This window comes from Bacillus sp. S10(2024) (assembly GCF_050473865.1).
Taxonomy (GTDB): Bacteria; Bacillota; Bacilli; order Bacillales; family Bacillaceae_G; genus Bacillus_A.
On sequence record NZ_JBFLUR010000002.1, the window covers coordinates 318,503 to 342,259 of the forward strand.

The following is a 23,757-nucleotide window of genomic DNA, read 5'->3' on the forward strand; positions in this document are numbered from 1 at the left end:
AATGATAGACAAATAGCGCAAACGTTTTCATAGATTAGAAAGTCGTTTGTGCTTCTATTAAACTATTGTATGCAAACGTTTTCATTTTTGGTTATTATGTACATATTTTGGGAGGTATTTAGGGATGAAGAAGAAAGCGTTATCTTTATTAACAGTTTCAGCTTTGACAATCGGAATGCTGTCTGCATGTGGTCCGAAAGATTCAGGAAAAAAAGAAGCTAGCAAGGAGAAGAAAGATTATGATCTTCTTGTTTGGGAAGACCAGAAAAAAGGTGTTGGTTTAGACCCAGCAGTAAAAAGTTTTGAAAAGAAATATAATGTAAAGGTAAAAGTTGTAGAAGTTCAGATGACAGAACAAGTAAAAAAACTGCGTCTTGACGGTCCAGCTGGCACAGGACCAGATGTTGTAACATTACCACATGATCAAATCGGAAACGCGGCAACAGAGGGGCTTCTTTCTGAAATAAAAGTAGATGATTCTGTTAAGAGTAAGTTTACTGATTTATCACTAAAAGCACAAACATACGATGGGAAATTATACGGATTACCGAAAGCGATTGAAACACCTGTATTCATTTACAATAAAAAATTAATGCCAAAAGCACCAGAAACGATGGATGAACTATATAATTTTTCAAAAGAGTTTACAAAGGGCGGAAAATACGGATTTTTAGCATTAGGAGATAACTTCTACTTTGCGAATGCATTTATGTCAGGTATGGGTGGTTATGTATTTGGTGAGAAAGATGGTAAACCAAACCCGGCAGATATTGGATTAAACAATAGCGGTGCAGTACAAGGTGCAGAATTTATTCAAAAATGGTATAAAGAGAAACTATTCCCAGAAGGAATTATCGGTGAGTCTGGCGGATCAGCTGCAGATGGATTATTTAATGAAGGAAAAGCAGCGTCTATTATGAACGGTCCATGGGCATTTCAAGCGATTGAAAAAGCAAAGATTGACTATGGTGTAGCTCCAATGCCAAAATTACCAAATGGTCAACCGATGAAAACGTTTGTTGGTGTAAAAGGATGGCATGTAACAAGCTTCTCAAAAAATAAAGATTTAGCAACAAAATTCACTGATTGGGTAACAAATGAAGAAAATGCAAAAATTCGTTTCGAAAAAACAAAAGAAGTTCCTCCAGTGAAATCAGTGATGGAAGATCCAGTTATTAAAGACAACGAAGCTGCAAAAGCAGTAGTAGCACAAGCAGAAAATGGTGTTCCAATGCCGAATATTCCAGAAATGCAAGAAGTTTGGAAACCAGCGGGTGATGCGTTGCAATTAGTTGTAACAAACAAGCAAGATCCAAAAGCAGCACTTGATGGGGCTGTGAAACAAATTAAAGGAAACATTGAAGCAAATCATAGTAAGAAAAAATAATATAGAATTCGTGTCTTTTGTATGCAAAAGACACGAATTCTCCTCCTTCCAAGGGGAAGAAAAAAAGGGGGAAGAACCATGCAGACATCCTTTGAACCAGCTCATGCAGGAAACGGTTCCAAACACCGAAAAGCAGCGGCAGCGTTGTCGATTATTCCAGGCATTGGTCAACTGTACAATAAACAATATGTAAAAGGTATTATTTTTCTAATATTAACTGGTTCGTTTTTTGTAGCATTTGCTGACTTATTAAATATTGGGTTGTGGGGGATTGTAACACTCGGTACAGAAGTTCCTCGTGATCATTCTATCTTTCTATTAGTAAAAGGTATTTTAGCGCTGATCGTTACTGCATTTGGACTGGGTATATATGCTTTTAATATATATGATGCGTATCAAAATGGGAAAAAGCGTGATGAAGGAATACCGTTACACTCTGTAAAAGAGCAGTACCATCATTTACTAGACCAAGGTTTTCCATATATGATGGTTTCGCCAGGATTTCTGTTATTAATCTTTGTTGTTGTACTTCCAATTATTTTCGTCATACTCATTGCATTTACAAACTATGATTTATATCATTCTCCTCCTGCAAAACTTGTAGATTGGGTTGGTTTTAAAAATTTTGTTGATATTTTCACATTACCAATGTGGCGAAATACATTTATAAGTGTATTTTCTTGGACAATTATTTGGACGTTTTTGGCAACAACATTGCAAGTGTCACTAGGAATTTTCTTGGCAATTTTAGTGAATCAACCAGGAATTAAAGGGAAAGCTGTAATTCGTACAATCTTTATTTTGCCTTGGGCCGTTCCAGCATTCGTATCGATCCTCGTATTTGCTGGTATGTTTAACGAATCATTTGGAGCAATTAATAATCAAGTGTTGGCTCTATTTGGAATTAAAGAAATTGCTTGGATGACAGATCCATTTTGGACGAAAGTCGCTTTGATCTTCATTCAAACATGGCTCGGTTTTCCTTTTATCTTTGCGATGACGACAGGTATACTGCAATCGATTCCGGGTGAATTGTATGAGGCTGCGACGGTAGATGGTGCGACAGCTTGGCAACAATTTCGTAAAATTACATTGCCTCTCGTTTTATATGCAACTGCACCTATTTTAATTACACAATATACGTTCAACTTTAACAATTTCAGTATTATTTATCTGTTTAATGGCGGCGGTCCGGCTGTAGCGGGACAAGATGCAGGTGGGACAGATATTTTAATTTCTTGGATTTATAAGTTGACGATGACATCGGCTCAATATGGGAAAGCAGCAGCACTTACGATGATTTTATCGTTAATTGTTATATCAGTTGCTTTATGGCAATTTAAAAGAACAAAATCATTCCAAGAAGAGGATATGATGTAAATGAACATAAAACGACAGAAGATATTACGTCTTTCATTAAGTTATTTTGTAATTTTCATGATGTGTGTGATTATTTTCTACCCACTATTATGGATTATAGGATCATCATTTAACCCAGGAGATAGTCTCTCTGGATCAAGTATAATTCCTAAAAATGCAACGCTGGATCATTACAAAAAACTACTTGATATTTCGCAAAGTAACTATGTACTTTGGTATAAAAATACGTTGAAAGTTAGTATTTTGACAATGATTTTCTCTGTATTGTCAATTAGTTTTACAGCATATGCATTTTCGAGATATCGTTTTGTTGGAAGAAAGAATGGGTTACTAACATTTTTAATTCTTCAAATGATCCCAAACTTTTCAGCATTAATTGCATTGTATATTTTAGCTCAGCTGACAGGATTAATGGATACACATCTAGCGTTGATTTTAATTTATGTTGGCGGTGCAATTCCGATGAATACGTGGCTCATGAAAGGATACTTTGATACGATTCCAAAAGAATTAGACGAATCAGCCCGTATGGACGGGGCAGGGCATTTTCGGATTTTTTGGCAAATTATTATGCCTTTAGCAAAACCAATTGTTGCGGTTGTAGCGTTATTTACTTTTATTGGTCCATTTACTGATTTTATTTTAGCGAGTATCATTTTACGTACACCAGAAAATTATACATTAGCTGTTGGATTATATGAAATGGTAGCGAAAAAATTCGGTAATGAATTTACAACATTTGCAGCAGGTTCGGTATTAATTGCGATACCAATTTCAATTTTGTTCTTATCTTTGCAAAAATATTTTATTTCTGGTTTAACTGCTGGAGGAACGAAGGGATAAATGGGACGCTATGTCCCATTTTTCTTTTTTTATCCCGCTATTGGGGGCAGTAAGACACCAAACTCAAGATTGAGAGAGAAGCAAAGAAGAAAGGTGATGGAAGTTTCACTTTATCGAAGAATCGATTTAGAAAGTATAGGAACAAAGAAAAATTCAAAAAAATAGTGTATGGTATAGGAAAATAATCATCTATCCATTACAATACATGAAGAGGGAAAATATAGATTGACATTAATAAAGGTTTCTGTGAATGGAATAAAGCATATATATCCAAGTTGAAAAAACGACATAAAAACCTCTTTTTTTAGGGAGGGACAAGAACACCTGGCCGTGCATAGAAGCGGTCAGAGCATTCTTCTTCCGCATGCTAGGTTTAAACCAAAGGGAGCAAGCGAGTAAAGGTCGTGTTGTATTCTGCGTAGGATCGATTTATATGTCGAAAATTTATAATGAATTTATATCGAATATCTATTTTCTTCGTTTTCTCTGAATGTTAAGGTAGAAATCGTACTGCCCGCAAATGCGCAATGAAAATAGAAGCAACTAGTAAAAATTATATAAGTCAAAGAAGAGAGGGGGAACAAATTTATGACAGTTACAATTAAAGATGTAGCAAAAAAAGCAAATGTCGCTCCTTCTACAGTTTCACGTGTAATTGCTGATAATCCGAGCATTAGTGAGAAAACAAAACGACGTGTTCGTAAAGTAATGGCTGAATTAGGTTATCATCCGAATTTAAATGCGAGAAGCCTTGCAAATCAAACACCTAAAACGATTGGGCTTGTTATGCCGAGTTCTGCAAATAAATCGTTTCAAAATCCGTTTTTCCCAGAGGTTATTCGAGGAATTAGCTCATTTGCACACGGAGAAGAATACTCATTGTATATGTCGACTGGAGAGACGGAAGAAGAGATTTTTAATGGTGTTGTGAAAATGGTGCAAGGAAGACAAATTGGCGGTATTATTCTCTTGTATTCCCGTATGAATGACCGTATCTTAGAATATTTACAGGGACAAAATTTTCCGTTTGTTCTTATTGGTAAACCATATGACCGAAAAGAAGAGATTACATATATTGATAATGATAACTATGCAGCGGCGCGAGAAGTAACGGAATATTTAGTTTCACTTGGACATAAACGAATTGCGTTTATCGGTGGTGATTCAGATTTACTCGTTACGAAAGACCGTCTTGCTGGGATGACAGATGCATTAAAATTAGCTGATATTTCTCTGCCAGCTGAGTATGTTTTAAATCTTGGTTTTTTACAAGAAAGTGGTCAAAAAGCAGTGGGAAAACTTATGACACTAAGTGAACAGCCAACAGCTATTATGGCAACGGATGATTTGATTGGATTAGGTGTATTAAGTGCTTTATCAGAAAAGGGAATATCTGTACCGAAAGATATTTCTATTGTTAGTTTTAATAACGTATTGTTATCTGAAATGGCAAATCCTCCATTAACAACGATAGATGTAAATATTTATCAGCTAGGTTACGAAGCAGCAAGATATTTAGTTGATAAAGTTGAACATTGTGAAACTTCACCAAAGTGTATAATTATTCCTCATAAATTGGTGAAACGTCAAACTTGTAGTAAAAATGAAAAAAACTAAGAGAAGAATTTTCTCTTAGTTTTTTTGTTGTATAAATGTTTCTAAGCGATCACAGCCTGCTTTCAGCATTTCCATGCTGTAAGCATAAGAAATACGAATGTACCCTTCACCGTATTCAGAAAATGCTGAGCCGGGAACAACAGCAAGTTTAGCTTCTTTCACAAGTTCGATTGCAAAATTAAAAGAAGAGGAAGATAAATGGCCAATGTAAGGAAAGAGATAAAATGCGCCTGTTGGTTTTTCTACAGTTAGTCCCATTTGTACAAGACGGTTGTATACATAATTAAGGCGTTTTTTGTATTGGTGACGCATCATACGGGGAGCGTCTTTTGCTATTGTTAATGCTTCAATTGCCGCATACTGAGCAATTGAAGTTGCACATGTAACGTTATATTGATGAACTTTTAGGATCTGACTTGCCAAGAAGTTTGGTGCAAATAAAAAACCGATGCGCCATCCTGTCATAGAATGAGATTTTGATAAACCGTTAATGACAATTGTTTTGTCGCGCATTTCTGGGAAATTTGCAATAGATATATGTTTATCTTGATATACAAGTTCACTGTAAATTTCATCAGAAAGTACGAAAATATCTTTATCCTTTAATACTGCTACAATTTCTTCGAGTTCTTCTTTAGATAACGTTACACCAGTTGGATTTGATGGATATGGTAGTACGATGCAACGTGTTTTGTCTGTAATTGCTTCTTCAAGTGCTTTTGCTGTTAAGCGAAATCCAGTTTTACGAACGTCTACGAAAACAGGTTTTGCACCGCAAAGGTGGATAATCGGTTCATACCCTGGGTAGATAGGAGCTGGTAAAATTACTTCCGTTCCTTCTTCCAAAATCGTACGAAAGGCGATATCGATTGCTTCACTTGCCCCGATAGTAACAATTGTTTCATTCTCAGGAGAATATACTAAATCATAGCGTTCTTTTAAAAAGTTACAAGCTGCTTGCCGAAGCTGTAATAAACCGGCATTATGTGTATAGCTTGTAAAGTTTTCTGTAATGGCCCGTTTAGCAGCTTCTTTCACTAAAGAAGGTGTTGGAAAGTCGGGTTGTCCAATTGTGAGTGAAATAAGATCATCATAATGTTGAATCATGTTAGAAAATTGGCGAATTCCAGAAATTTGAATATCCTTTACGCGAGGGTTAATAAATTGTTCCATTTTGTCTCCCTTTCTTCCGTTGCAAAATTTATTTTATTTTATCATATTTATTATATAATCGCTTTGAAAAGCTACAAATAAAAAAGGCCGCTAAGGCGACCTTTTACTTAATAACCGTATTCCCAATCGATTTCGTCTTCACTCCAAAGAACAGAAGAAACTTTTCCTAAATGTACTACTGAGTTGTTTATAGAGCATGTGCAATCATTTGTACCTGTTCGCTCTTGTAATTCTTCATACACCGATTTCTCAACATTTTCTAATACAACCAGATTTTCCTCATTTAAGACGAGCGCAGTTCCTGTCATTTTCTCTTCCTCCAATCGAATTCTTATCCTGTATTTATTGTATATGGCACGTGAGCGATTTGATACATGGTTTACAATCATTTCGAAAAGTTGTAACACTTGTGAATTAATCTTCACAAATTATTTACGGAAATGTTTAGAATGATCAAAAAAATAAAACAAATTTGTCAATAAAATGGTATAATCATATCAAAATGAATATAGGGGATGAGGGGATGGGACTTATCCGTGATTTAATGATTCAAGTAGCTATCATCATTTTGCCGCTATTTTTGTATGAAGCAATTCGTTTAAATCGTTATCAAAGTATGAATCAAAAGCCCAATCGCTATTTTATTGTATTATTATCAACAATTACGCTTATCCTTTCGATGACATATCCGATTTGTGTTTGGGAAACTTGTAATTATGATTTTCATCAAATTTCAATTATTAGCGCACTTTTGTATGGTGGTATAGTTGGTATCATTCCAGCTATAATTGCTATTTTATACGATGGGTTTCTCAATGGTTTAAGTTGGTTGCGGGTACTAGAAGTTATTTTTATCTCTATCATTCCTTTATTATTGTCTAAAAAGTGGAGTGCATTTTCGAGACATAAAAAAATAGTTTTATCTTTTATATTGGCATCTTTTTATACTCTAATTTCTTTAGGATTTGAAATGTTTGGTTTGTTATTTGGGAAGGGATTTACACCAATGATATCTTATTTATATAGCGAATACATATTTGCATCCTTTATTATGATCATGACGATGACCTTCCAAGTTTATTTAACAGAATATTTATATGAAAATGCAATGTTACGAACAGAAATGCAAAAGTCTGAGAAATTAAATATTGTTAGCGAGCTAGCAGCGAGCGTAGCTCATGAAGTTCGTAATCCACTTACAGTTGTACGCGGATTTATCCAATTACTAGAAAGTACAGAAGATGTGAGAAATAAAGAATACATGCAGCTTGTTTTAGCTGAATTAGACCGGGCAGAACAAATTATTTCAGACTATTTAAATTTAGCAAGGCCACAAATTGATAAGAAAGAACAGATTTGTTTATCAGCACAACTGATTGAAATGACTACGTTAATGTCTTCATTTGCTGCAATGAGAGGCGTATATTTACAAGTTGAAATTGCGGAAAATTTATATACGATAGGTGATAAAACAAAATTAAAACAAGCGATTATGAATGTCGTGAAGAATGGGATTGAAGCAATTCAAGAAAATAAAGGATATTTAAAGGTAACTGCATGGCAGAAAGATGAATCTATCGTTATCCGTGTCAAGGATAGTGGTGTCGGAATGACGAAAGAGCAGCTGGAAAGACTTGGACAACCATATTATTCATTGAAAGAAAAAGGAACAGGGCTTGGATTAATGGTTACATTTAGTATTTTGCAAGCTCATAGTGGTACACTTGTATATAAAAGTGAGATAGGAAAAGGAACGGAAGCGATTATTACCTTACCAGATGCAATGCAAAACATTATACATAAAGATTAAAAGTTACCAAGGTATGGTAACTTTTATTTATTTATTTCTCCTGTTTTTTCAGATTTAAAGCGGACGAATAAACTTTTAAACGATTTAAAGAAACTTTGTTCTTGCGACGCGGCAATTAATCGTTTTGTTTCTTGAATTTCTCGAATTACTTGCATGAGTTGGACATCACGATTGCTTTCTTTATTATAAACTTGATTCATAAGTTTGTTCATTTTTTCTTCTTGTTTGGATTCCCGTTTATACATATGATTCATGAGTAAATCCATTTTTTCTTTTTGCAGCGCATCAGTTTCTGCGGCATGATCCACAAGATTTTGCAGCATTTCCTCTTGTTTTACCTCTTTTACATATACTTGGTGTATTAATTCATTTAGCTTTTCATCTTTTAAACGATTTTGCGTAATAAGGGTGGAATTTTGATGAATAATGGCTTCGTTTAATTGGGCGAGCATATCTAATTTGTGCATGAATTCTTCAAATTTTTTGCTTTGTTCACTCAGTTGCAAATCGTTATTTTCTTCTACAATAGCAGGAGATTCTGCTGGAGATTCTTCCTCTTTTAGTATGGAAGTAATTGTTTCCATAATGTCTTCTTTCAATGTAGCGGCTCGTTCATGAATCAATTTTAATATCCGTAAGTCACCCATTTTATACGTACGAGATTGAGATGTTTTATCAATAAAATAGCCATGTTCTTCTAAAAGTTGGCTATATTTGCGAACTACATTTTTGGGGATTCCCGTTTTATTTGTGACATCTTTCGTTTTATATGTTCCCTTCATGACATTTCCTCCCTAAAAAGTATCATGTATATCAATTCCATTTCTTGTTTTGTACTTCCTTTGAAAAAAAATGTCGGAAGGTTGAAAGTTTTCTACACGATTAGTGGAATGCTGCATGAAACAGCAGGTTTTTGCTGGAAAAGAAGATAGGAATATAGAATAATGTCTGAAAACATAAGAATATGAAATTTGTTATAATGACAGAAAGAGAAGGAGAATCGTTCCATATTTACGGCAAGAAAATGGAGGACTTAGTCTAGATGAAACAAGTTAAAGGTACTTTAATTACAATCGTTGCAATCCTTTCGTTATTAATTGGTATATACGAAATTTTGATAGAACCGGAATCAGGAAATAAGAAAGACGTAGCATACGACCAAGTTCTTGAGTTTCCGAAAAAGCAGTATCCTGAAACAGGAAAACATATTGCAAATGCAATACAAGAAGGTCATTCGCAAATTTGTACGATTGATCGAAAGGGTGCTGCGGATAGAAGAAAGCAATCACTAGCTCCATATCCATCAAAAAAGGGCTATGATCGTGATGAATGGCCAATGGCGATGTGTAAAGAAGGCGGAAAAGGAGCACACATTGAATATATTAGTCCTACAGATAACCGAGGTGCAGGTTCGTGGGTTGGGAATCAACTTGATCAATATCCAGATGGAACACGTGTGAAATTTATTGTGAAGTAAAAAGTTACCTTGTATCAAAGGAGTGAAAGAGATGGAATTAACAATTTCCTATTCGCAATTCATGGTGATGAATCAAGATATGACACCTCCACATGTAGACTGGACGGATAAGGATTTTGAAAGGGGCTATGCAGAGGCTGGAGGATCAATTGTATTTGAAGCATTATCTGATTATACGTGTGAGATAATGGTGTATACTCGGAAATTTGCAGAAAACAAAGGAGCAGTGCGAATCGTATCAGCTCCGTTTACAGTGTTACAAGAAAGAGTGTTTATAAGTAGTGTATTAACAAGTAAACTTCAATTCTTTGTTCCTTCAGGGGATTACATAGTAACTATGCAAGCAGTTCCGCTAGAAGAACCTTCAGCAGATGACTTGTATAAAGTAAAATATGAATTGTTTTTTGAAGAGAACTAATATAAATTAAAAAATGATATCAAACCCACTTTTTAGGTGATCGAGAGATTCTAGGCATACGTATCAGCGACTTATAAGTTGGAAACTTTATATGGTGAAATAAGAAAACTACTGTCCAAGAGACAGTAGTTTTCTATTTTATTACAATATTAGTAGATAGTAAGCTTACACTGAGGGAAGTTTCACTTTATCATCGCGCACCTGTTTGTAGAAGTTGACGTGCTTTTACAGCTGCTTTTACCATATGTTCTAGTGCAGGAATAACTTCTTCTATTTTTCTTGTTTTTAAACCGCAATCTGGATTAATCCAGAAATACTTTGGATCACACACCTTTAATGATTGTTCTACAATTACATACATTTCATCTATACTTGGCACACGCGGACTATGAATGTCATATACACCAAGGCCAATTCCTTTTTCATATGGGTGTTCTTTTAATGTATGAATAAACTCCCCGTGGCTTCTTGATGTTTCAATAGAAATAACATCTGCATCAAGTTGACGGATTGCTTCAACAATATCTCCAAAATTACTGTAACACATATGTGTATGAATTTGTGTTTCATTTTCCACTGAAGAAGTAGAAAGGCGGAATGCTTGGACAGCCCACGTTAAATATGTTTCCCAATCTTTTTCTTTTAACGGCATTCCTTCGCGTAATGCAGGCTCATCAACTTGAATAACACGAATACCGGATGATTCAAGTAATTTAATTTCATTGCGAAGTGCCAGGGCAATTTGATAAGCAACTTCTTTTCTAGAAATATCATTTCGAACGAAAGACCAATTCAAAATTGTGACAGGACCAGTTAACATACCTTTCACAACTTTATTCGTACAACTTTGTGCATATGCTGTTTCTTTTACTGTCATACCATTAATAAACGCAACATCACCATAAATAACAGGAGGTTTCACGCAGCGAGAGCCGTAAGATTGGACCCAACCGTTTTTCGTAAAGGAGAAACCAGCAAGCTTTTCACCGAAATATTCTACCATATCTGTTCGTTCAAATTCGCCGTGAACAAGGACATCAAGACCAATTTCTTCTTGATATTGAATCCATTTCTTTGTTTCTTCTTCAATAAATCTTTCGTATTGCTCATTTGAAATATCGCCGCTGCGCCATTGTTTTCTAGTTTGACGAACTTCATGTGTTTGCGGGAAGCTACCGATTGTTGTTGTTGGAAGTAATGGTAGATTCAGAGCTTTTTGTTGTAAGTTATAGCGATTTTCAAATGAAAGAGGACGAGAAAAGTCTTCCGCTTGTAATGTTGAGAGTATAGATTGTACATCTTTACGATTACGAACTGCCGAAGTACGAATTGCTTCATGCGTATGTCGATACGTTTGTAATTCATGAGAAATACTTTCTATTCCATGTACGAGAGCTTTTTGTAAAATAGTAAGTTCGTCTAATTTTTGATTTGCAAAAGCGAGCACATCGTATAATTCGTCTGCAAGGTGTGTTTCATTTGTCTTGTCGATAGGAGTATGAAGTAAACTACAAGACGGTTGTAAAATCCATCCTTTCGGTTGTACGGCTTCTTGCAATGTATGGAAAAGAGTGAGAGTTTCGTCAAGGTTTGATCTCCAAATGTTACGGCCATCAATACAACCGAATCCTAATACCTTATCGGATGGGAATCCATGTTGTAGTAGTGCGCGCAAGTTACCTTCTTTACCGTGTACAAAATCAAGTCCAATCCCAGTGACCGGGAATGAAATAACCTCTGCATAGTTTTCTTCTATGCTATCAAAGTACGTTTGAAGCATAATAGATAGATTTGGAACAGCTTTATGGATTGTTTCATATAATTTTTTGGCAATATTAACTTCTTGTTTTGATAGAGAAGTTAATATTGGTTCATCAATTTGAACCCAGCGTACACCAGCATCTTGTAATTCTTGTAACAATTGAATGTATGGTTTTGTTAATTTTTTCAAAATGGTTGTGAATTGTTCTTTTTTATAACCTTTGGCTAAACTTAAAAATGTATAAGGTCCTAATATAACAGGCTTACCATCAATTCCTAGTTCTTGTTTTGCTTCTTCATATAAACGAAGTGGTCGATTCTCTTTAAGAGAAATATGCAAATCTTCCTCATATTCTGGAACGATATAATGATAATTTGTATTAAACCATTTCGTCATTTCAGAAGCGACGTGATCTTTTGAACCACGTGCCATGCCAAAGTATACGTCAAGTTCTGATGTATACTTTGAAAAACGAGAAGGGATAAACCCGAGCATATATGCTGTATCAAGGACGTGGTCATAATATGTAAAATCACTGATTGGAATGAAATCGATTCCTTTTTCTTGTTGTACTTTTAGATGCTGAAGGCGAATCTCTTTCATTTGTTTCACAAATTGTTGTTCATCCACTTTGTTTGCCCAAAAAGCTTCTAAAGTTTTTTTCCATTCGCGTTGTAATCCAATTCGTGGATACCCTAAGTTACTTGTTAAAAGTATCATTGTAAATTCCTCCCTAAATATAAGTAAGCATTTCCGTATACTCGGAAATGCTTTTAACGAAAAGTAAACATAGAAGCAGAAAACACTTCTCTTTCGTTAAAAACACCTCCTCATCATCCGTGAGTCTATCAGTGCCGTTAAAATAGGCAGGTTTCCTGACTCATGCATCAGCGATTTCGATCACCTTCCCGTTTTCACAGTGGTATATAGAAAGAAATCTTTGCACTTACAGTGGCGGGACCGCGTTGGCTTTTCACCAAACTTCCCTTTTAAACACGAAAATAATTTTTCGTGTACCTATTTCCTTTTGGAAAGGAATGTAACTAGCGGATATGATATTGAAACAGATTTTATCATGAATTTTCGAAAAATGTCCACTATTTTTAAAAATAAGATATTTAATTTGTTAAAACAAACAATTTTCTAAATGCCACCACCAATGTGATCGTGGATATGTATGTGAAAAAACAGAGTAGGAACACTGTATGCGTTTATATATATCGCGAGCGTGATGAAAGAGTAATCGGTCATAGGATAGTAGTTCAAGTTGCTCATTGGGGTGTAATGAATGGGACTGAAAAGCGATTTCGCTTCGAAGCATTAGTATGTATAAACTTTGCTTTTGTAAATTGGAATGGTAGTATACGGAGAATCCGTATTGTTTAATTAAATGACCTTTCATAAGATCTCGCCTCCTTTATATATTTGTATTGTAATGAAAAAGGAGAGAGGTTACAAAAAAGAAAAATGGGAAAAACCGCTTCAGAAAATCCGTTTTTATAAATAGAAAAAACAGCCACTCTTGGTGACTGTTTATATATTTATTAGTCTGATTCTGGATTGATTTCTGAAAGCTTTCCTACTTTTGCATCCTTATATAGTTGTTTTAGCTATTAAAGTGGAGCAGAAGCATGATCAATAACATTTTACAAATACGAGGAATGTTAACTCACTTGTTTTTGTTTCTTGTTTGTTGGTGCAACTAATCGGTCTTTTCCCATAAATAAGATGCATATAATGCTAAGCGATGCAGGAATAAGTGCCCATAAAAATGTGTCAGCGATAGAGTTTGCTAGCGCATCTTTAATGCCATGTAAAATTTCTGTTGGTATTTTTTCAGTAGCATTTGGAGATAATAAGAAACTTGTATCGCCGCCTTTTGGAGCCATTTTTGCTAATTCTGGCGGAAAAATAGATTTTAGTTTATCTGTAAATGCATGATTTTGAATGGTACCAAAAATTGTTACGCCAAGCGTCATACCAAGTGAACGGAAGAAAGAGTTTGTTGATGTTGCAGAGCCGCGTTCTCTCATACTTAAATTATGAATAGAAGCCATACTTAGGACAGAGAAGGAAAATCCAACGCCAAATCCAGCTAAAATCATAAAGACTGTTACCATTGTCCGTGAGGTATCTATTGTTAATGTACTTAATAAATACATACCAAGAATAAAGAAAATACCAGAGATCGTCATTATGTTACGATAGCTTGTACGCGTTGTTAACTGTCCGCCTATTTGGCTTCCGATAACAGATCCTACCATCATTGGCGTTAAAATAAGTCCAGCGTTTGCTGCAGATCCACCAAGAACACCTTGTACGAAAATTGGAATATAGACTGTACAAATAATAAACGTTGCACCATAGAAGAAAGCAACGCCTTGACTTGCTGCAAATAAACGTTTTCGGAATAAATGGAAGGAAATAATCGGTTCCGCCACTTTTCGTTCAATAAAGAAAAAGATAATAAGCATAACAGCAAATGTAGCAAATAGGCTAATAATTACACTTGAATTCCAGTCGTATTTTTTACCACCAAGTTCTAAAGCAAACATGAGAGAAACGATACCAATAATTAAAGTAATGGCACCTGCCCAATCAATTTTTTGTTTACTATATTGTAGAGATTCTTTGTAGTATTTTGTAATGAAAAATAGCGAGACAATCCCTAATGGAATATTAATATAAAATACCCAGTGCCAACTAATATAGTCGGTAATATACGCACCTAGAAGCGGTCCAAACACGCTTGATGTTCCAAAAACAGCTCCAAATAGTCCTGTCATTTTACCTCGTTTTTCTGCTGGGAAAATATCATACATAATTGTAAAGGCAATTGGCATAAGAGCGCCTCCGCCAATACCTTGAATGGCGCGGTATATACTTAATTGTTCAATACTATTGGCAGTGCCGCAAAGCATTGAACCAATTAAAAAGAGAAGCAATCCTCCTATGTAAAAACGTTTACGTCCGTACATATCTGATAGTTTTCCAAAAATAGGCATCCCGGCCATAGTAGCTACCATATAGGCAGAAGTAACCCATACAAACTTATCAAATCCGCCTAAATCACCTACAATGGTAGCCATTGCAGTAGCAACAATTGTATTATCCATTGCTGCTAATAATATTCCAAGTAACAATCCAGTTACAACGAACTTTGTATTACTTGCTTGCTTTTGAGTTATTTGTTCCTCCAAGCATAGCCCTCCTTTGTACACCAATAATAAAGTGAAACTTCTATTAGTATGTTCTCATCCCTTCTGATGGTTAGAACGGGATAAATTATATTATAGTCAAAATTGACTAAATCACAAATAATTTCATTTAGTAAAATTATTTTGCCGTCTGTATGAATCTTTTAGTCGAAGATTACATATTTTTATCAATAGGAGAGTTTTTACTTGGAGTTAGTAGAGAATAAAGAAGTACAAGAAAAAGCTGTACATAATGTGCAGCTTTTTTAGAATGTTTTTTTCCTTTGTTTATTGAATACTATATAAAGTAAAGAGTATAAAGTGAAACTTTAATCAGTGGGGTCTTATTGCCCACGAATAGTGGGATGAATTTTGGGTACTGTTAATGGCAGAAGTAAGAGAGCTATACATTTAATATGAGAATGAGGTGAATTTGTATGGTGAAAGATTGTGGTGAGTTAGAAAAACAAAATAAGTTTACTTTGAGTATACAACCTACTTTATGGTCAGGGAGTACGGACAAAGATTTAGTTTATAAGCAATATATCCCTCGTATAGAAGCAACACTTACCGTGTGCGATATGAAACAACACTCTTCGTTTTCAAACACTGTTTATTATGAAATTCAAGATATAATTGCAATTCAAATTGAGGTAGATAATCAAGGGGAAGAGGCTGTTTCTCGCATATTTGTCAGTCATATGATTAGAGATCAGTTATCGTATGTACCAAATACTTTAACATCCAATAATGGGGAAAATGAATTTCTGTTTCAGCTTGTTAGGTGGCGTATAGATAACTTATTACCGAAAGAAAAAGCACGTTTAGTATGGCGAGTAAAAGCTGAGCGTAACAGTTTACCATCTTCTTTGCCTCTTTGTGCCACGTATACATTTCAACATAATAACCAAGTGTATGGACCATTGCAAACAAAGGAGGCTATGCTGATAAAAGCGACATGAAGATTTTTTCTTTTTAGGTGGACGAGAACATTTCATTATGTATGGAAGCGGTTAGGATCTTCACATCTAGCTACAAGGGTGAATAAAAGTACAGGTCATGTTTTCTTTTGTATAGTATGTGGGGAAATTAAAGTGGATTTATATATAAGTATAAATAGGTGAAGAAGGAAATTGTCCATGTATAATGGATAATTCCCTTCTTTTATGACGATCCAACATGTTTTCAGTTTTCTCTTATAGGGAGGTTCTAAAATCTATCCTATGAGTATGAAGAACAGTTTTTAGTAAAAGCGTCCCTTCATTAGTGGAGTTTGTGTTTTTTCAAAAGTTCTTTTTGTTCAAGTCCTTTTTTTCCTAAATAGTTATTTTTGTATCCGAAGTATAAGATAAATAAAAAAGAGGCAACATTGACAATTGCATCGATTTGTCCATTTGAAATGAAATGTAACCCAAATGATTCAAATAATAGCTTTAATGATAAAAGAAACCCAGTAAGAAAACGGATAATGTCGGAGAAATTTTCTGTTTTCATGATATGTCCCTCCTTATGTTATATGTTTTATATAATATGTATATGAAAATAGAAATGAAAGAAATACAAGCTTATAGTATTTGTAAGCACATTTTTTGAAACAACTCAGCCATACATGTCATTTAGAAGTTTGGTAAGGGGGATTATTCCAGTGAAAATACGCCCCTTTATTATAGAAAGTTATTTTCATTTTTCAGCGTATAGGTTGCTGCCATGAAGATAAAAATGGACTTACATCTTGCTACCTTTCTTTGTTTTCAAACTTTGTGCGTGGCAGGAAAAGGCCCTGACCGCTCCTATACATAGCCAGTCTCTCTCGACTATTTAAAAAATGCTTTTCTATCGTTTTTTCATAGAGTGACTGAGTAGTTACCATTTTTTTATTTAATAGAAAAGCAACAGTTACATAGCGACACATAATAATTGAAGAGTAGTATTTTAGAATCAAAACTGGAGTAAATCATTTTAAGGATAGAACAAACATTAGTGCGAAAAACGGATGTTATAACATACTGAAAAGAAAATAAATATGTAATAACTGCAGGGAGATATGAAGAATCGGCATTAATGAATCGAATTAATAAAAATTTTACAAATGTGTGGCAAGTTGATATTGTGCACATCACATTTATGTTTGGTAGCGCAATATATCCATTAGAAGGAGATTCATTTGAGGAGCTGTTAGAACTAGTGTAAACGAGGTTATATTAAAATAGAGACATACAAATAAGAGGGATTAAAACATTATTATTTCGAAACATTTTTTGCAATTTTGTTACAATATATTGTGTATTTTGTAACAACCCCCTTTAAAAATATAGTTAATCATCATATAATTAATGATGGACGTATCAGTACATTTTGCACAATGATTTCTTATTAAAAGTGTAGAGTTGGAATGACCTCTACACTTTTCCTTTTGAAGACGTTTTGAAAATAAACGGCATGTATTATATAAATTCATTTTGAGTTTTCAACATATAAGCCGCTGCCAATGGCTAGATGCTCTTGTCAATATAAAAAGAATGGTTTTTTTATGTCGTTCTTCAATTTGCATTTATATATTGCGTCGATTTATTTATGCTGTGTAAAATGAAAAAAGTAAAGATGTATAGAAAAATAGAAAGGAAATGATAGAATGGTAGACGTTACAAACCGTCGCTCTACAATGATTAAACGGTTGGGTATTGCTATTATTGCAATTTGTGTTGTAGCGGCAGGGTTTTTTATGTTTCAATCCATTACTTCTCCTGCAAAAGCAGTTGCGAATCAAGAAAATACTGTTCAGTTTGCAAGTGAACAACCTAAAGTAGAGATGAAAAAAGAAGTGCCAGAAAAATATAACGGTCAAATGCGTAAAATAGTATACTTAACATTTGATGATGGTCCAAGTGAATATCAAAAGGAACTATTAGATATTTTAAAGAAGAATAATATAAAGGCAACATTCTTTATGATTGGTGGGAATATTCCAGCTCATAAGGATAGTGTAAAGCGTTTAGTAAAAGAGGGGCATTATCCGGGTGTTCATAGTATGACGCATAATTATAACAAACTGTATAAAGAAGGTAAGTTTGTTGAGGAAATGAAACAGGCTCAGGATATTATGAAAGAGGTAACAGGTATTCATCCGAATCTTGTTCGTTGTCCATATGGAAGTATGCCGGGTCTTACTCAAGCTTTGCGTGATCAAATGACTTCTGTTGGTATGAAAGAATGGGATTGGACAGTTGATTCTTTAGATTGGAAGTTACCAGGAAATCCTAATGGGGTCATTCAAAATGTTGTTCCTCATGTTAATAAAGAACGAGAAGTCGTTTTAATGCATGAAAAGAAGCAAACAGTGGAAGCTTTGCAAACAATCATTGATGATCTTCGTAAAAAAGGATACGACTTTGAAGTATACGATGAAGCAAATCACTTTTCATTAAATTTTTGGCATGATAATCGTATATAAAATAGGAGGAATTGAAGTTGAAATATAAAAAAGTAGCAATAGTAACAGCTATATCAATGAGTTTACTTGCAGGTTGCTTCGGACCTAAACCAGAAGAAGAGTTGTATGTAGCATTTGAGAATGCTGCAAAAAAAGAAAAAACAATTTTTGAAGATGCGAAAACATTAGAAACATTAGAAAAGCAAGGGCAAGAATTATATAACCAGGTTGTAAAAGACGGAAAAGATAACAATCAAGTGGTAAAAGAGAAGGTAGATCAAGCAGTAAAAAGCGTTACTGACCGTGAAAAAGTGTTAGATAAAGAGAAAGAAACGTTAGATAAAGCGCAAGCAGAAACAAAAGATGTTGATAAATATGTAAAGGATCTTAAAGATAAAAAGTTACAAGAACAAGCAAAGAAAGTACAAGATTCATATAAAGGCCGTTATGATGCTTTTAAAAAGATGTATGATAGTTATAAAAAATCCTTAAAACTAGAAAAAGAATTATATACGATGTTGCAATCGAAGGATGAAAAATTGAAAGCGATTAGTGAAAAAGTAAAAGCTGTAAATCAATCTTATCAAGAGATTGATGCTCCGAAAAATAAATTTAATGAATATACAAAGCAATATAATGATGAAAAACTAGCTTTCTATAAGCAAGCAAACATTAAATTAAAAGAAGATAAAAAATAAAGAAGCTTTGGCCGTTTGGGCCAAAGCTTCTTTATTTTTTTGTGTAAGTCCGACGATACCAAGGGGTTGGTTCGCTTAACTTTTTTTCTTGTTGAAATGCTTCTTTTCCAATATACTGCTGGAGCATTTTTTTGGCAGAGGTTAAGGATAGATGTGTTTTTGGGTTTCGATATGCACAATCAAGGTTGCCGAGATGTGGAAGGCTACGAAAATCGTCTTTCGTAGGAGGGATATGGAAGTAATAATTACCTGCTCGGACAAGGACGTCAGATTGTTGCTGACTAAACCGTGGATTTTTAGAAAAATGTAAACCTTCTTTCGTAGCTTGTTTTTCTACAATTAATCGTTCTAAAGCTGTTTTTTTTAACCAGTATAAATATTTCGGATCTGTAGCAGATTTTGCATGTCGGTTGACACTGAAAATTGCTTCAGCAAGTTGATGAACCGAAAATTGGTTATAGGAACGAGACTGGGGTTGTGAAGATTTCATCTTAGCACTCCTTTCCTGTCTACATTATCATAATTCAATAAAAGTTAGCAATTTTTCTATGTAGAAAGCTAATTTTTGTATTTTCAATATTAAAGCAATGTTGTGACAAAAAACAACTATTCTGTATAATAGATAAATACAAATTGAAAAATGAAAAAGAATTTATATAGTTATATCTTTTTTTAGTAAGTCAATACTTTTATTTAATTGAGAGAAAAAATGGGAAGGCTTTTTTATGAATTCATTTAGGAGCTCTTATACCACTGTGGAAGAGTATTGTAATGTAAATTAACAATATAATGATACGAAGAAAAGGATGACGAGAGTGTTGAAAAACCAATATGGAATTATTGATATCGGATCGAACACAATGAGATTAGTTATTTATGAAAAACAAAGTGGTGGCTTTTATAAAGAGATTGAAAATACAAAGGTAGCTGCTCGTTTACGGAATTATTTAGTAGATGGTGTCCTAAACGAAGAAGGAATTCAAATATTATTACATACTTTGTTACAATTTCAAGAAAGCACGCGGTTTCATCAGTTACATAAAGTATTGTGCGTAGCAACGGCAACAGTTCGGCAGGCTGAAAATCAAATGGAAATTAAACGTCTTGTTGAAAGGTATACTGATTTTAAGCTTCGAGTATTGTCAGAATATGAAGAAGCGCGGTATGGATATATAACTGTTACAAACTCTACCTCTTTCACGGAAGGGATTACTGTTGATATTGGAGGAGGAAGTACAGAAATTACGTATTTTCAAAATCGAGAAATTGTAAACTATCATAGTTTTCCGTTCGGCGCGCTGTCGTTAAAACAACAATTTTTTCGAAATGATACACCAACTTCAGAAGAACTTGAAGAATTAAGAAGCTATTTATGGTATCAGTTTCAATCTCTTTCGTGGCTTAAAAGTAAAAAATTACCGTTAATTGCAATTGGAGGTAGTGCACGAAATATGGTGAATATTCACCAGAATCTAATTTCTTATCCAATTTCTGGATTGCATTTATATAAGATGAAGCCAACTGATATTGAATATGTGCATGAACATTTATTAAGACTGTCCTTTATAGAATTGCAAAAGTTAGAGGGGCTTGCTAAAGATCGCGCAGATACTATTATTCCGGCATTAGAAGTGTTTAGGATGTTAACAACTATCGTAGAAGCCCCGTCCTTTGTATTAAGTAGAAAGGGACTACGCGAAGGTGTATTTTATGAAGAATTAGTTCGTTCACTTGGAATTACTTATTATCCAAATGTAGTGGAAGAAAGCTTACACTTACTTGCTCATGAATATGAGATGGACATGAGCATTGTGATACAGCTTATAAAAAATGCGACGATAATTTGTAAAGAGTTAGAAAAAAATGGGGTTATTTCTTTCGAGAAAGAAGATTGGACTGCGCTACATAGAGCGGCAAAAGTATTTAATATTGGAAAATATATTGATGAAGAGTCAAGCAGACAGCATACGTTTTATTTATTAGCAAATAAAACGATAGATGGCATGATGCATAAAGAACGAATTAAATTAGCATTAATTGCATCTTATAAATCGAAATTGTTGTTTAAACAATGCATCGAACCGTTCGTAGGTTGGTTTGAAAAAGACGAACAAAGAAAAATCCGATTATTAGGGTCAGTTTTGCAATTTTCAGCAGCGTTAAATGTAACGAATCGCAATCTTATCGAATCCGTCCGTATTGTAAAAAGAGAAGGTGGGCTTGATTTTTATACTTACTGTAAGCGGTCAGCTCTATCTGAAAAAGTACAAGCAGAAAAGCAGAAAAAGCAAATAGAGAAAATTTTAAAGATGAACATTGACCTGTATTTTAAAGAAGAATGTTAAGTTGTACGAACTTCTTTACAAAAAATTTACATTTATCCCAGTAAAAATTTGTTAAAATAAATATAACTAAATTATATTGAGAAAGCTTTAGAGGGAAGTGTGAGGGGAATATGGAAGCGATGAAAAATAGTCTTATAAATTTGAATGATACAGCTTATTATAACAATCGTGAATTAAGCTGGCTTGCCTTTAATGAACGAGTATTACAAGAAGCACAAGACGACAGTAATCCATTATTAGAGAGATTAAAGTTTATTAGTATCTTCAGCTCAAATTTAGATGAATTTTTCATGGTGCGTGTTGCGGGGCTAAAAGATCAGGTGAAAGCTGGATTTAATCAACCAGAAAATAAGGCGGGACTAACACCGAAAAAACAATTGGGGAAAATTTCATCTAAGGCACATGAATTAATGCAAGTGCAGTATGATACTTATCGAAATGTTTTACTTCCTGCACTACAGGAAGAAGGAATTGAGCAGTTGTCTTTTCATGATTTAACGAAAGAACAACGAGAATTTATTGAAGAATATTTTGATGAGCAAATTTTCCCCGTGTTAACACCTGTAGCAATTGATGCGTATCGACCGTTTCCTATGTTATTAAATAAAAGCTTAAATTTAGCTGCTATTTTATATGACGACAGACAAACAGTAGAAGAAAATCGGACAAAGCTTGGCATCGTCCAAGTTCCATCATTATTAGAACGTTTTATTTTTTTACCAAATGAAGATAATAAGCAAAAATTTATTTTATTAGAAGATGTGATTAGTAACTTCACTCATAAATTATTTACCGGATACACAGTATCCTCTGTTACGCGTTTTCGAATTACGCGTAATGCAGATTTAACAATTCATGAGGAAGGTGCACGTGATTTATTGAAAGTCATTGAGAAAGAATTAAAAAAGCGAAAATGGGGAGCCGCGGTTCGTTTAGAAGTAGGAACAGATAATTTAGATGAAAGAGTATTGTCTCTATTATACGAAGCGTTAGAAGTGAGAGATGAAGATGTATACATGATTGAGGGACCGCTTGATTTAACGTGCTTATTTGCGCTTTATAAGAAGTTAGCATCTACATATGAGCATCTCATCTATCCTGCATTTATTCCTCAGCCACCTCAAGATTTAGATGACGAAGAAGATATATTTGAAAAAGTGTTAGAAGAAGATGTGTTATTACATCATCCATTTGAGTCATTTCATCCTGTCATTGATTTTGTAGCAGACGCAGCTGAAGATCCGGATGTATTAGCAATCAAACAAACACTATACCGTGTAAGCGGAGATTCACCCGTTATTCAAGCTTTAAAAACAGCAGCAGAAAATGGAAAGCAAGTGACAGTACTTGTGGAATTAAAGGCCCGTTTTGATGAAGAAAATAATGTTCAGTGGGCAAAAGAATTGGAAAAAGCAGGTTGTCATGTAATTTATGGTGTTAGCCATTTGAAAACACATAGTAAAATTACGCTTGTTGTAAGGCGAAAGCATGGGAAAATTGAAAGATTTGTTCATTTAGGCACAGGGAACTATAATGATGCGACAGCGAAGTTATATACTGACTTTGGGTATATTACATCGCGCAAAGATTTCGGAATTGATGCAACAAACTTTTTTAATTATTTAAGCGGTTATACAATGAAACCACATTTTCACCGTATATCAGTTGCTCCGTTTGATATTCGTCTGCAATTTATTGAACTCATTGATGAAGAGATTCGTTATCATAAACAATATGGAAATGGCTACATTATAGCGAAAATGAATTCGTTAACAGATAAGCCGCTTATTCAAAAATTATACGAAGCATCGCAAGCAGGTGTAAAAATTGATCTCATTGTAAGAGGAATTTGTTGTTTGCGCCCTCAAATTTCAGGTGTAAGTGATAATATTCGTGTGATTAGTGTGGTAGGTCGTTATTTAGAACATAGTCGAATTTATTATTTTCACCATAATGGAGAGGAAAAAATATTTTTATCTTCAGCTGATTGGATGACGCGTAATATGGAAAAACGTGTAGAAATTTCATTTCCTATTTTAGGATTTGATATGAAAACGCGAATTAAAGATGTTTTGCAACTTATTTTAGATGATAATGTAAAAGCGCGTGAACAAAATGAACATGGAGAATATTATTATGTGGTAAGGGATCTTATAGAAAATATTGAAAGTCAAGTACAGCTCTTTCAAATGGCATATACACATACTGAAGAAGAATAAA

The 23,757-nt window shown here is 34.2% G+C and carries 20 protein-coding genes and 1 riboswitch; of the genes, 13 read left to right on the plus strand and 7 right to left on the minus strand.

From position 1 onward, the window contains the following. The first annotated feature begins 124 nt into the window (after positions 1 to 124). The 4 genes from AB1280_RS01805 to AB1280_RS01820 all read left to right on the plus strand — a co-directional run bounded on the left by AB1280_RS01805 (position 125) and on the right by AB1280_RS01820 (position 5,227). Complete coding sequence (locus tag AB1280_RS01805; protein WP_429754718.1) at positions 125 to 1,387, plus strand: sugar ABC transporter substrate-binding protein; 1,263 nt, start codon at positions 125 to 127, stop codon at positions 1,385 to 1,387. A gap of 78 nt (positions 1,388 to 1,465) precedes the next feature. After that, entirely contained in the window at positions 1,466 to 2,767 is a 1,302-nt protein-coding gene (locus tag AB1280_RS01810; RefSeq protein ID WP_429754719.1) for a carbohydrate ABC transporter permease, read from the plus strand. After that, a complete protein-coding gene (malD, locus tag AB1280_RS01815) occupies positions 2,768 to 3,610 on the plus strand; it encodes a maltosaccharide ABC transporter permease MalD (RefSeq protein WP_429754720.1) in 843 nt (280 codons plus the stop codon). Between the two features lie 588 nt (positions 3,611 to 4,198). After that, complete coding sequence (locus AB1280_RS01820; protein ID WP_272188318.1) at positions 4,199 to 5,227, plus strand: LacI family DNA-binding transcriptional regulator; 1,029 nt, start codon at positions 4,199 to 4,201, stop codon at positions 5,225 to 5,227. Positions 5,228 to 5,242: 15 nt separating this feature from the next. On the opposite strand, the gene AB1280_RS01825 is transcribed toward AB1280_RS01820, so the two are convergent. Both AB1280_RS01825 and AB1280_RS01830 read right to left on the minus strand, forming a co-directional pair. Further along, on the minus strand, positions 5,243 to 6,400 hold the full coding sequence (locus AB1280_RS01825) for an aminotransferase A (protein ID WP_272188317.1): 1,158 nt from the start codon (positions 6,398 to 6,400) through the stop codon (positions 5,243 to 5,245). A 107-nt stretch (positions 6,401 to 6,507) separates the two neighbouring features. Further along, positions 6,508 to 6,708: a hypothetical protein gene (locus AB1280_RS01830; RefSeq protein WP_272188359.1), complete on the minus strand. Its 201-nt coding sequence runs from the start codon at positions 6,706 to 6,708 to the stop codon at positions 6,508 to 6,510. Positions 6,709 to 6,923: 215 nt separating this feature from the next. On the opposite strand from AB1280_RS01830, the gene AB1280_RS01835 reads away from it, so the two are divergent. Beyond that, the gene (locus AB1280_RS01835) at positions 6,924 to 8,210 is read left to right on the plus strand and encodes an ATP-binding protein (protein WP_272188316.1); all 1,287 of its coding nucleotides are present in this window, start codon (positions 6,924 to 6,926) and stop codon (positions 8,208 to 8,210) included. Between the two features lie 23 nt (positions 8,211 to 8,233). Here the strand turns inward: AB1280_RS01835 and AB1280_RS01840 are convergent, their stop codons facing one another. Continuing rightward, complete coding sequence (locus tag AB1280_RS01840) at positions 8,234 to 8,992, minus strand: DUF3967 domain-containing protein (protein ID WP_272188315.1); 759 nt, start codon at positions 8,990 to 8,992, stop codon at positions 8,234 to 8,236. 260 nt (positions 8,993 to 9,252) lie between these two features. Between AB1280_RS01840 and AB1280_RS01845 the strand changes: the two genes are divergently transcribed. Together AB1280_RS01845 and comJ are read left to right on the plus strand one after the other, a co-directional pair. Then, entirely contained in the window at positions 9,253 to 9,687 is a 435-nt protein-coding gene (locus AB1280_RS01845) for a NucA/NucB deoxyribonuclease domain-containing protein (protein WP_429754721.1), read from the plus strand. Between the two features lie 31 nt (positions 9,688 to 9,718). Continuing rightward, positions 9,719 to 10,105, plus strand: coding sequence for a competence protein ComJ (gene comJ, locus AB1280_RS01850; RefSeq protein ID WP_429754722.1), 387 nt, complete (start codon positions 9,719 to 9,721; stop codon positions 10,103 to 10,105). A gap of 190 nt (positions 10,106 to 10,295) precedes the next feature. Here comJ and metE read toward each other — a convergent pair whose 3' ends face one another. Next, positions 10,296 to 12,587: a 5-methyltetrahydropteroyltriglutamate--homocysteine S-methyltransferase gene (gene metE, locus AB1280_RS01855; RefSeq protein WP_429754723.1), complete on the minus strand. Its 2,292-nt coding sequence runs from the start codon at positions 12,585 to 12,587 to the stop codon at positions 10,296 to 10,298. 128 nt (positions 12,588 to 12,715) lie between these two features. Continuing rightward, positions 12,716 to 12,903, minus strand: a riboswitch (cobalamin riboswitch). Positions 12,904 to 13,531: 628 nt separating this feature from the next. Continuing rightward, positions 13,532 to 15,067 (minus strand): MDR family MFS transporter, encoded by a 1,536-nt coding sequence (locus AB1280_RS01860; protein WP_429754724.1) that lies wholly within the window; start codon positions 15,065 to 15,067, stop codon positions 13,532 to 13,534. A gap of 434 nt (positions 15,068 to 15,501) precedes the next feature. On the opposite strand from AB1280_RS01860, the gene AB1280_RS01865 reads away from it, so the two are divergent. Continuing rightward, complete coding sequence (locus AB1280_RS01865) at positions 15,502 to 16,026, plus strand: hypothetical protein (RefSeq protein ID WP_429754725.1); 525 nt, start codon at positions 15,502 to 15,504, stop codon at positions 16,024 to 16,026. A gap of 301 nt (positions 16,027 to 16,327) precedes the next feature. Here the strand turns inward: AB1280_RS01865 and AB1280_RS01870 are convergent, their stop codons facing one another. Beyond that, entirely contained in the window at positions 16,328 to 16,558 is a 231-nt protein-coding gene (locus tag AB1280_RS01870; RefSeq protein ID WP_429754726.1) for a phage holin, read from the minus strand. A gap of 567 nt (positions 16,559 to 17,125) precedes the next feature. Here AB1280_RS01870 and AB1280_RS01875 point away from each other — a divergent pair. The 3 genes from AB1280_RS01875 (at position 17,126) to AB1280_RS01885 (ending at position 19,192) form a co-directional block, all read left to right on the plus strand. After that, on the plus strand, positions 17,126 to 17,254 hold the full coding sequence (locus AB1280_RS01875) for a hypothetical protein (RefSeq protein ID WP_429754727.1): 129 nt from the start codon (positions 17,126 to 17,128) through the stop codon (positions 17,252 to 17,254). A gap of 472 nt (positions 17,255 to 17,726) precedes the next feature. After that, positions 17,727 to 18,515: a peptidoglycan-N-acetylglucosamine deacetylase gene (locus tag AB1280_RS01880; protein ID WP_272188356.1), complete on the plus strand. Its 789-nt coding sequence runs from the start codon at positions 17,727 to 17,729 to the stop codon at positions 18,513 to 18,515. Positions 18,516 to 18,571: 56 nt separating this feature from the next. Continuing rightward, complete coding sequence (locus tag AB1280_RS01885; RefSeq protein ID WP_272188355.1) at positions 18,572 to 19,192, plus strand: YkyA family protein; 621 nt, start codon at positions 18,572 to 18,574, stop codon at positions 19,190 to 19,192. A gap of 31 nt (positions 19,193 to 19,223) precedes the next feature. Here the strand turns inward: AB1280_RS01885 and AB1280_RS01890 are convergent, their stop codons facing one another. Next, on the minus strand, positions 19,224 to 19,682 hold the full coding sequence (locus tag AB1280_RS01890) for a YkyB family protein (RefSeq protein WP_272188308.1): 459 nt from the start codon (positions 19,680 to 19,682) through the stop codon (positions 19,224 to 19,226). Between the two features lie 316 nt (positions 19,683 to 19,998). On the opposite strand from AB1280_RS01890, the gene AB1280_RS01895 reads away from it, so the two are divergent. Both AB1280_RS01895 and AB1280_RS01900 read left to right on the plus strand, forming a co-directional pair. Continuing rightward, on the plus strand, positions 19,999 to 21,537 hold the full coding sequence (locus AB1280_RS01895; RefSeq protein WP_272188307.1) for a Ppx/GppA family phosphatase: 1,539 nt from the start codon (positions 19,999 to 20,001) through the stop codon (positions 21,535 to 21,537). Positions 21,538 to 21,647: 110 nt separating this feature from the next. Further along, a complete protein-coding gene (locus AB1280_RS01900; protein WP_272188306.1) occupies positions 21,648 to 23,756 on the plus strand; it encodes an RNA degradosome polyphosphate kinase in 2,109 nt (702 codons plus the stop codon). Position 23,757: the final 1 nt, after the last annotated feature.

Bases quoted from the DNA above. Each gene is read 5' to 3' on its own strand.
- AB1280_RS01805 (WP_429754718.1), top strand. From the start codon at position 125: ATGAAGAAGAAAGCGTTATCTTTATTAACAGTTTCAGCTTTGACAATC.
- AB1280_RS01810 (WP_429754719.1), top strand. From the start codon at position 1,466: ATGCAGACATCCTTTGAACCAGCTCATGCAGGAAACGGTTCCAAACAC.
- malD (WP_429754720.1), top strand. From the start codon at position 2,768: ATGAACATAAAACGACAGAAGATATTACGTCTTTCATTAAGTTATTTT.
- AB1280_RS01820 (WP_272188318.1), top strand. From the start codon at position 4,199: ATGACAGTTACAATTAAAGATGTAGCAAAAAAAGCAAATGTCGCTCCT.
- AB1280_RS01825 (WP_272188317.1), bottom strand. From the start codon at position 6,400: ATGGAACAATTTATTAACCCTCGCGTAAAGGATATTCAAATTTCTGGA.
- AB1280_RS01830 (WP_272188359.1), bottom strand. From the start codon at position 6,708: ATGACAGGAACTGCGCTCGTCTTAAATGAGGAAAATCTGGTTGTATTA.
- AB1280_RS01835 (WP_272188316.1), top strand. From the start codon at position 6,924: ATGGGACTTATCCGTGATTTAATGATTCAAGTAGCTATCATCATTTTG.
- AB1280_RS01840 (WP_272188315.1), bottom strand. From the start codon at position 8,992: ATGAAGGGAACATATAAAACGAAAGATGTCACAAATAAAACGGGAATC.
- AB1280_RS01845 (WP_429754721.1), top strand. From the start codon at position 9,253: ATGAAACAAGTTAAAGGTACTTTAATTACAATCGTTGCAATCCTTTCG.
- comJ (WP_429754722.1), top strand. From the start codon at position 9,719: ATGGAATTAACAATTTCCTATTCGCAATTCATGGTGATGAATCAAGAT.
- metE (WP_429754723.1), bottom strand. From the start codon at position 12,587: ATGATACTTTTAACAAGTAACTTAGGGTATCCACGAATTGGATTACAA.
- AB1280_RS01865 (WP_429754725.1), top strand. From the start codon at position 15,502: ATGGTGAAAGATTGTGGTGAGTTAGAAAAACAAAATAAGTTTACTTTG.
- AB1280_RS01870 (WP_429754726.1), bottom strand. From the start codon at position 16,558: ATGAAAACAGAAAATTTCTCCGACATTATCCGTTTTCTTACTGGGTTT.
- AB1280_RS01875 (WP_429754727.1), top strand. From the start codon at position 17,126: ATGAATCGAATTAATAAAAATTTTACAAATGTGTGGCAAGTTGATATT.
- AB1280_RS01880 (WP_272188356.1), top strand. From the start codon at position 17,727: ATGATTAAACGGTTGGGTATTGCTATTATTGCAATTTGTGTTGTAGCG.
- AB1280_RS01885 (WP_272188355.1), top strand. From the start codon at position 18,572: ATGAGTTTACTTGCAGGTTGCTTCGGACCTAAACCAGAAGAAGAGTTG.
- AB1280_RS01890 (WP_272188308.1), bottom strand. From the start codon at position 19,682: ATGAAATCTTCACAACCCCAGTCTCGTTCCTATAACCAATTTTCGGTT.
- AB1280_RS01895 (WP_272188307.1), top strand. From the start codon at position 19,999: ATGACGAGAGTGTTGAAAAACCAATATGGAATTATTGATATCGGATCG.
- AB1280_RS01900 (WP_272188306.1), top strand. From the start codon at position 21,648: ATGGAAGCGATGAAAAATAGTCTTATAAATTTGAATGATACAGCTTAT.